The sequence below is a fragment of the Clostridium oryzae genome (assembly GCF_002029235.1).
Taxonomy (GTDB): Bacteria; Bacillota; Clostridia; order Clostridiales; family Clostridiaceae; genus Clostridium_AE; species Clostridium_AE oryzae.
Map to the genome: position 1 here is coordinate 1 of NZ_MZGV01000117.1, position 6849 is coordinate 6849.

The window sequence follows — 6849 nt, forward strand, 5'->3', positions numbered from 1 at the left end:
ACTCCAATATTTATTTTTAAAATCCTGATACTTATCTACTAATATTTCTTTTACTGTTATTTTCTTATCTACCATAATACCTATATTTTACACACTTATCCACAACCTTGCAATTACATAGTTTCCTATAGAATAAAAAGTGGTAGGAAGTGATTTCCGTTGGCTGGAAAACGCCTCCTCCAACCACTTCCTACCCTATGCTGACTCTATGCATTTACAAAATATTATTTTCTACATTACTTCTCTCAAATTATTTTTCTTGTTTATTTATTAATATTTTCTTAAAAGCTATCTTCATATTACTTCGTATATTATATAGTTACATACTTTTAACAACACATACAATTTATTTATACACAGTTGAAAGTTATTCTCAATTGTAAAAAATAGTAAATTCCTAGAGTCTAAAAAAAGAAATGTTGTAGCACTACGGAGATTGATCCGTAGTGCCACAACATTTCCTATGCCCTAACTCTTAATATTCACAAAATGCTTTTAATATATTGTTTTTGTTGCCTTCTTACCTTAATGCACTAACTTCAAAATATGTTATTACTTCTTAACAATTGGTAACCACACTTCGTATTTAGGGTGACTAGGATCTGGACTAAGATAAACTTCAACATCTGGTGCATTTGCGTATTCATAGCCAGAAGAAGGCAGCCATTCTGTAACTATCCTTTTCTCAAGCTCCTGAATTGCTTTTGGTGAATCACTTTCACCAGGAAAAATGGCCCAAGTACAAGCTGGAACTATGTATTCTTCCATGCCTAATGGAACTTCTGCATCAGATGGAGCAGCAATATAGTACTCCCATTGTTTTAGACTTTCTAGGCATGCACTAACTCCTAATACTCCAAAAGGCTCTCTATTTATCAAAGCTGCTATCTTTGCAAGATCACCATTTTGTGAAACCTTTTGCCAAAACTGTGGTACTTCTTTAAAATTTTGTTCAATACTATTTGCTAATGCAGTTTTGAGACCAACAATCCTAAATTTACCCTTATTTTCAATTCGAAATTCCATTTCACTAACTCCTTTTACTGTAATCTTAAAGCTAATGCGTGGATATGCTTTAAGAGAAATACCTTCTTTTTGTGCAGCAGATGGAGTTATACCATGTATATTTTGAAATGCGCGGTTAAACGCTGTTGGAGATTCATAACCATATCTTAAAGCTACTTCTAGAACCTTATCTCCACTCTGAAGATCCAAGGCAGCCCTTGTTAATCTTCTACGCCTAATATATTCAGATATATGGACTCCAGCTATATAAGAAAACATTCGCTGAAAGTGGTATGTACTGCAGCATGCTATTTGAGCCGCTTTTTCATATTTAATTTCTCCTTCAAGATTCTTTTCTATATAGTCTACAGCACAATTTAATTTTTCTAACCATTCCATCACATTACCCCCAAAAACATAATACAGTAAAATTTAATGAAGCACCTCTCATTTTACAGTACAAATATGAGAGGTTATAAATCTAATATAATAATTATCGTCCCAAAACTTAGTAACATAAATAAAATAAGTTCATAAAAAATAGGAAAAAATAAATTTTCCTATTTATAAATAGCTCTCATGTTATTATATACTAAATAATATTATGACTATTTCTTCTTGCGCACATATGTCGTTAAATAAAGTGGCTGTTCTGTAGTTTGTCCAGGAAGAACTTTTATATTATACACTGATGCTACAACTAAGTTATTACAAATAACTTCAATACTATAGAAACCTGGCGGCAAATCTTCAATTACATATTTTCCATTTTTATCTGTACTAACTCTATATACTGGGAAGTTATTAATTGTTCCAAAATACAAATATATTTGAGGCTCATCATCAATGACATCTTTTATATTACTATATATAGTTCCCGTTATCTTTCCTGAATAATTTTCTAACTTATTATTTAAAATTACATCAATTCTCTGAACATTTACTTGTGATGGTTTTACATCTACTTCCTGTTGTTGGTCAAGATCCTGCCTATTTTGCTGCATACTATTCTGTTCTTGAAGCTTGTTATCAACATTTGTATGTGCATTGTCTAAAAGCTCAACTTTTCCTTGTTCTTCGGCCTTTTCCATACCAATTTCTCCTTTTTTTATCAAATGTCTATTGTATATTATTCAGCCGTTGTAATATATGTGCGAAAAATAGAAGGAATAGAAAAATTTTTTCTATTCCTTCACATGAGAATAATATTTTACTGATATCTCTTATTTCTGCCCTTTGTTTCAACATCAATATCAGCTTCTGAATCTGCATCCAGATAAGCGTTATTCTTGTTTTTTGCTCCAGCTGCTGCCCCCGACTTTGATCCAGCTGCTGCCCCAGATTTTGACCCTGAAGCTGCACCTGCTTCGTTATCTGCATCATTATCTGCATCATTTTCAGAAGTCTGACCCTGATATTGTTTAACTATTTGTTTCTGATCAAAATTATTATAGTTTATTTGTTTATTGAACTGTCTCTGTTTTGTAAATTGATCATCATCTTCGAAGTTATCTATTTCAGGTTTTTCTGGTTTCTCTGGCTCCCAGCCAACTGCTATTTCATCTAAATATGCGTTTTTCATTTTCTAATCCTCCTATATTCACTAGAATCAGCCTACTATTCAATTCAGCTAATATATATTATTCAATAAAGTACTATAATGCTACAAAATTTCTTAACATTACACAAAAATTAAACACGATTGGCAAAAAACATAATTTCCTACGAAAAAGAAGATTACTTTTTCATTCTACTTGGTGAAAGCACACTTTCATGAACATTTCCTAGAGACTAAAAAAAGTAAACCAGCGGTTTACTTTTTAGTTATTGAAATATCTATAAGCTATTTTATTATTTACCATACATACCTATCACTTAACGAATAAATGGCTAAACAAATTGCAGTTTCACAAAACTATATGCTAATTTTAATCCATAATATATTATTACAACTCCGCATACAACATTTATGATCTTAATTATGTTTCTATTAAACTTTTGCCTAAGCGCTGATACTACTGTCGTTACAATTGTAAACCAGCTAAATGATGCTAGACAGACACCTCCAATAAATAGTATGGCAGCAGCATGAGGAAGCGATTCTCTAAATCCTCCCAACAACAATGATCCATCAATTATAGCCTGTGGATTAAGCCAAGTTATACTGAAACAAGACACGACTACTTTTAAAACAGATTTTTCAATTGTTATATTACTATTAATATCTGGATTACTCCTTATAAGCTGTATGCCTATATATATAACTAAAAAAGCACCAATAAGCATAACTATCATTTTTAATATAGTAAACTTCTCCATAAGTGCACCCATACCAAAAAAACAGCTTAAGGCTAATGAAATGTCAAAGAAAATCGTTATAAAAGCCACACGATACGCATTGACTTTCTTTTGAGTTGCAGCCGTATTTATAACATATAAATTCTGCATTCCTATTGGTGCTACATATGCTAATCCCAGCATGAATCCTTGAATTAGGTATTTAATCATTCCTATTATCACCCCGATTGCTATATTAACTGTATGACTTTAGCTCAACCAAAGCTCCTGTAAAACTGCGCTTTTATTAATGGAAAATATTTTAGCAAGCTCCCTTTGAGAAGGAAGCTTGCTACTCACAGTCCATTCATTATTAATTATTTTAGCTTTTATACAGCTGATTATATGGTATTTTTCTCCAAAGAAATATTTACATCAATAATACATCCATTGACACCCATTTTAACACAGATTACCTTGTCTGCATTCGCATTTGCCGTAAAATTACCTTGTATAAGAGTAGGTGTTGATATATTTATATTAACATTTTGCTCGGAAAACCTAGTAGCAACATTAGCCGTTAACATATTTACAAGTTCTGAAATTGCACTTTGAGCAAGTTCATCAAAACTAACTATTGGCATTCCCATCATCATAACTGACGCTAACTTCTTAGCATCTTCTTCTGTCAATCCATAAATAATATTTCCTTTTATATCTCCAATAAGTCCTATAATAACTACTAGACCGGGACTTTGTATAAATTTCCCTTTCAAACTTACATCTACTCTTTTAACATCATTCAATCCTAGCTGAGGCATAACATTAACAAATGATTCTAAAAAAGGATTTATATAATTGACATCCATTCTCCTTCACCCCTATTAAAGCCTACATTAATTGATAGTTCCCCGAACTGAGTTTTTACGTTAGCAGAATACGTATCTTCAAGTTTTGCTTTTAATATATTTATAGATTCACCGTGAAGAGTAGTCGGAGGTGCAACTCTCAAGCCAAATAACTTATTCTTTTTGTTAATCATTGAACAAGCACTGCCTGAAAACATGTTTGCTATTTCCGACATTACATTAAGAGCCTCTTCTTCACTCTTAGGTTGTCTTCTTAATAAGACAGCAGCAAGTTTTTCAGCTGTTTCGAGGGATATGTCAAGTATCATTCTGCCAGAATATTTTCCTATGATACCCATAATTACAGAAACTCCCTCACTCTTCATAGCCTTATCTACATTGCTTTCATCAGTAAATTCAGGAACTGTTTTTGTAAGCCTATTGAAGATGTCTAGAACAGCCTCTTTAAATATCTTTGAATAAACTTTCTCAAGTTCCATATACAATTCTTCATCTGCCATGATTCTGTTGATTAGAAGGGTAAGCTCTTCTGGATCAACTGGTTTTTGAATATATCCGCACATATGCTGTTTCTTAGCTTTCTTTATTAGTTCCTCGTCCATCATTGAACTTACTACTACTACCTTAATGTTCTTGTCGATTTTATGTATTTCCTTTGTGCATTCAAATCCATCTGTTCCAGGAATGGTTATATCCATTGTAACTAAATCAGGATGTAATTCATTTACTTTTTCTATAACTTCTTCTAATGACTGAGCTTGTCCAACTACATCAAAGCCATTCTCATTTAATATGTCCTCTAGCATAGTAATTTGGAAGGGTGAATCATCAACAATCAAAATTTTAGTTTTCTTCATAACGTTATTTACCCCTTTAACATATATAAAGTGTTTTTTTATTTATAACCTATCTAATATCATTATATTTTATAATTCGAACTTATTCAACCATTATTACCAAAAAATTAGCAATATTAATAATATTTGTATCGACGTAATATCGTGTAATTCAACAATTCTTTCCATTCTATGCAAGTTGTATAAGCATATATAGAAAAAAGGTGTAACCCACATCGGATAAGTCCCTCAGACATTACACCCATTTATTTGCAATCTTATTTTCTTTACAAAGCATACCCTTCTAATGCTTTTACAAATTGCTCATCAATAACTTTTCTAAATTACTATTGTATTATGTATCGCTATGTTTTTCTTCGTACTAATTTTGAAGAACTTAACAATTGGCAGCTCAAAAATCTCTGTTTCTATTACTTCTACCCTCATGTCAACTCTGTGTATTTATAAAACACTATTTTTCTATAATCACCTCTGATCCTTGTGGGATTGTTTCATAAAACCAATATGCATCTTTTATTGAAAGTCTTACACATCCATGTGATGCTCTATTACCAATTTTTTTAGCTTCAGAAGCGATAACATCACCATCTTGTTCAGTTGGAATAGAGTGAAATAAGTACTTACCATTTATAAAACCAACCCAATATCTTGCACCTTCGTTATATTTACTGCTATAAAAATATTGACCGTAATATCCATTAATCTTAAAATGTCCTAAAGGTGTACTGCTGTTCTCTCCAGACAGCCCAGTAGAACACTTCATAGTTCTGATTTTATATTCATCCTCATACACGTCTACTTTCTGCTGATTAATTTTCACTTTGACAAGATACTTATGGTTACTAGGAACAGCTCTCACCGGCTCCTCTTTAGGAAATACATATTTATTTGCCATGACGGCTTTCTCATTTTTATTCTTAGTTTGTTTAACCTCTATTTTCTTATCACTATTTAAAAAAATATTGTTTTGCTTAATGATTCTATGTAATTCTTTGTTATCAATGTTAAGATACCCTACCACTAATATTCCAATAAATATCAGCAGCATAGCAATTTTTCTTTTCATTTACAAAATTCCTCCTAGTCAAATCATTTTTGCTCTACAATATATTATACGGTTTATTTATTAAAATTCTGTCTACATTATGTAAAATCCACACATTACATATGGAATTAATTAAAATTAGCTTTTTTTATATATACCATCTATTTTCTACAATGGTTGTTTTTCACAAGTCATCTCTTTTTTCAATTATCAACTCATTTCTACATTCTTGCCGTTTTTATCATTTTCAAACATAAAATACACAATAATTATTTTTTCATACTTGTTTTGTATTGATAAAAATCACCTCAATAATAAAAAATGGTTACACCCTATGTCGGCCGGTTACGTTCATTAAGCAATTACACCACATCTTTTAGGCAAATTTCCTAATGGCTCATAACTCGGCTACGCCTCAAACAATTCGCCATCTTAACGGAAATTTGCCTAAAAGACACGGATAATTGCTAAACTCACTCCAAATGCCTCCGTCGGATGTAACCATTTTTAATGCCCTAACTCTTAATATTAACAAGATGCTTTTATTATACTGCTTCTGTTGCCTTCTTATCTTAATTCTCTAATTTCAAAATATATTACTGTTTCTTGTTAACTTCTTCGTAAACACGTTGTATCGTTTTTTCATTTAATAACCACCTTTTCTCTTATGTTAGTGTAAAGTTTTTTACACTATTCTTTTAAAAATTTCTTTATATATCAAGGGTTACAGAGTTTTTTTGTATAAAAAAAACAATGACCCCCAATTTCATGTTATAATTGAATCTCTAACCAAACA

At 31.4% G+C, this 6849-nt stretch carries 7 protein-coding genes; all 7 read right to left on the reverse strand.

The window, feature by feature from the left end; translation table 11 throughout:
* Positions 1-552: 552 nt before the first annotated feature.
* The 7 genes from CLORY_RS22170 to CLORY_RS22205 all read right to left on the reverse strand — a co-directional run bounded on the left by CLORY_RS22170 (position 553) and on the right by CLORY_RS22205 (position 6074).
* Positions 553-1404: an AraC family transcriptional regulator gene (locus CLORY_RS22170; RefSeq protein WP_079428657.1), complete on the reverse strand. Its 852-nt coding sequence runs from the start codon at positions 1402-1404 to the stop codon at positions 553-555.
* 209 nt (positions 1405-1613) lie between these two features.
* Positions 1614-2096 carry a carboxypeptidase-like regulatory domain-containing protein gene (locus CLORY_RS22175; RefSeq protein WP_079428659.1) on the reverse strand — a complete coding sequence of 161 codons (483 nt, stop codon included), beginning with the start codon at positions 2094-2096 and terminating at the stop codon, positions 1614-1616.
* Between the two features lie 119 nt (positions 2097-2215).
* Entirely contained in the window at positions 2216-2587 is a 372-nt protein-coding gene (locus CLORY_RS22180) for a hypothetical protein (protein WP_079428661.1), read from the reverse strand.
* A 308-nt stretch (positions 2588-2895) separates the two neighbouring features.
* On the reverse strand, positions 2896-3513 hold the full coding sequence (locus CLORY_RS22185; RefSeq protein ID WP_079428663.1) for a LysE/ArgO family amino acid transporter: 618 nt from the start codon (positions 3511-3513) through the stop codon (positions 2896-2898).
* Between the two features lie 170 nt (positions 3514-3683).
* On the reverse strand, positions 3684-4151 hold the full coding sequence (locus tag CLORY_RS22195) for a chemotaxis protein CheX (RefSeq protein WP_079428667.1): 468 nt from the start codon (positions 4149-4151) through the stop codon (positions 3684-3686).
* Positions 4133-5008, reverse strand: a complete 876-nt coding sequence (locus CLORY_RS22200; protein WP_079428671.1) for a response regulator — start codon at positions 5006-5008, stop codon at positions 4133-4135. The genes CLORY_RS22195 and CLORY_RS22200 overlap by 19 nt, the downstream gene beginning before the upstream one ends.
* A 451-nt stretch (positions 5009-5459) precedes the next feature.
* Complete coding sequence (locus CLORY_RS22205) at positions 5460-6074, reverse strand: L,D-transpeptidase (protein ID WP_079428673.1); 615 nt, start codon at positions 6072-6074, stop codon at positions 5460-5462.
* Positions 6075-6849: the final 775 nt, after the last annotated feature.

Excerpts from the sequence above, each read along its gene's own strand:
- CLORY_RS22205 (WP_079428673.1), bottom strand. The coding sequence starts at position 6,074 with ATGAAAAGAAAAATTGCTATGCTGCTGATATTTATTGGAATATTAGTG.
- CLORY_RS22180 (WP_079428661.1), bottom strand. The coding sequence starts at position 2,587 with ATGAAAAACGCATATTTAGATGAAATAGCAGTTGGCTGGGAGCCAGAG.
- CLORY_RS22170 (WP_079428657.1), bottom strand. The coding sequence starts at position 1,404 with ATGGAATGGTTAGAAAAATTAAATTGTGCTGTAGACTATATAGAAAAG.
- CLORY_RS22200 (WP_079428671.1), bottom strand. The coding sequence starts at position 5,008 with ATGAAGAAAACTAAAATTTTGATTGTTGATGATTCACCCTTCCAAATT.
- CLORY_RS22195 (WP_079428667.1), bottom strand. The coding sequence starts at position 4,151 with ATGGATGTCAATTATATAAATCCTTTTTTAGAATCATTTGTTAATGTT.
- CLORY_RS22185 (WP_079428663.1), bottom strand. The coding sequence starts at position 3,513 with ATGATTAAATACCTAATTCAAGGATTCATGCTGGGATTAGCATATGTA.
- CLORY_RS22175 (WP_079428659.1), bottom strand. The coding sequence starts at position 2,096 with ATGGAAAAGGCCGAAGAACAAGGAAAAGTTGAGCTTTTAGACAATGCA.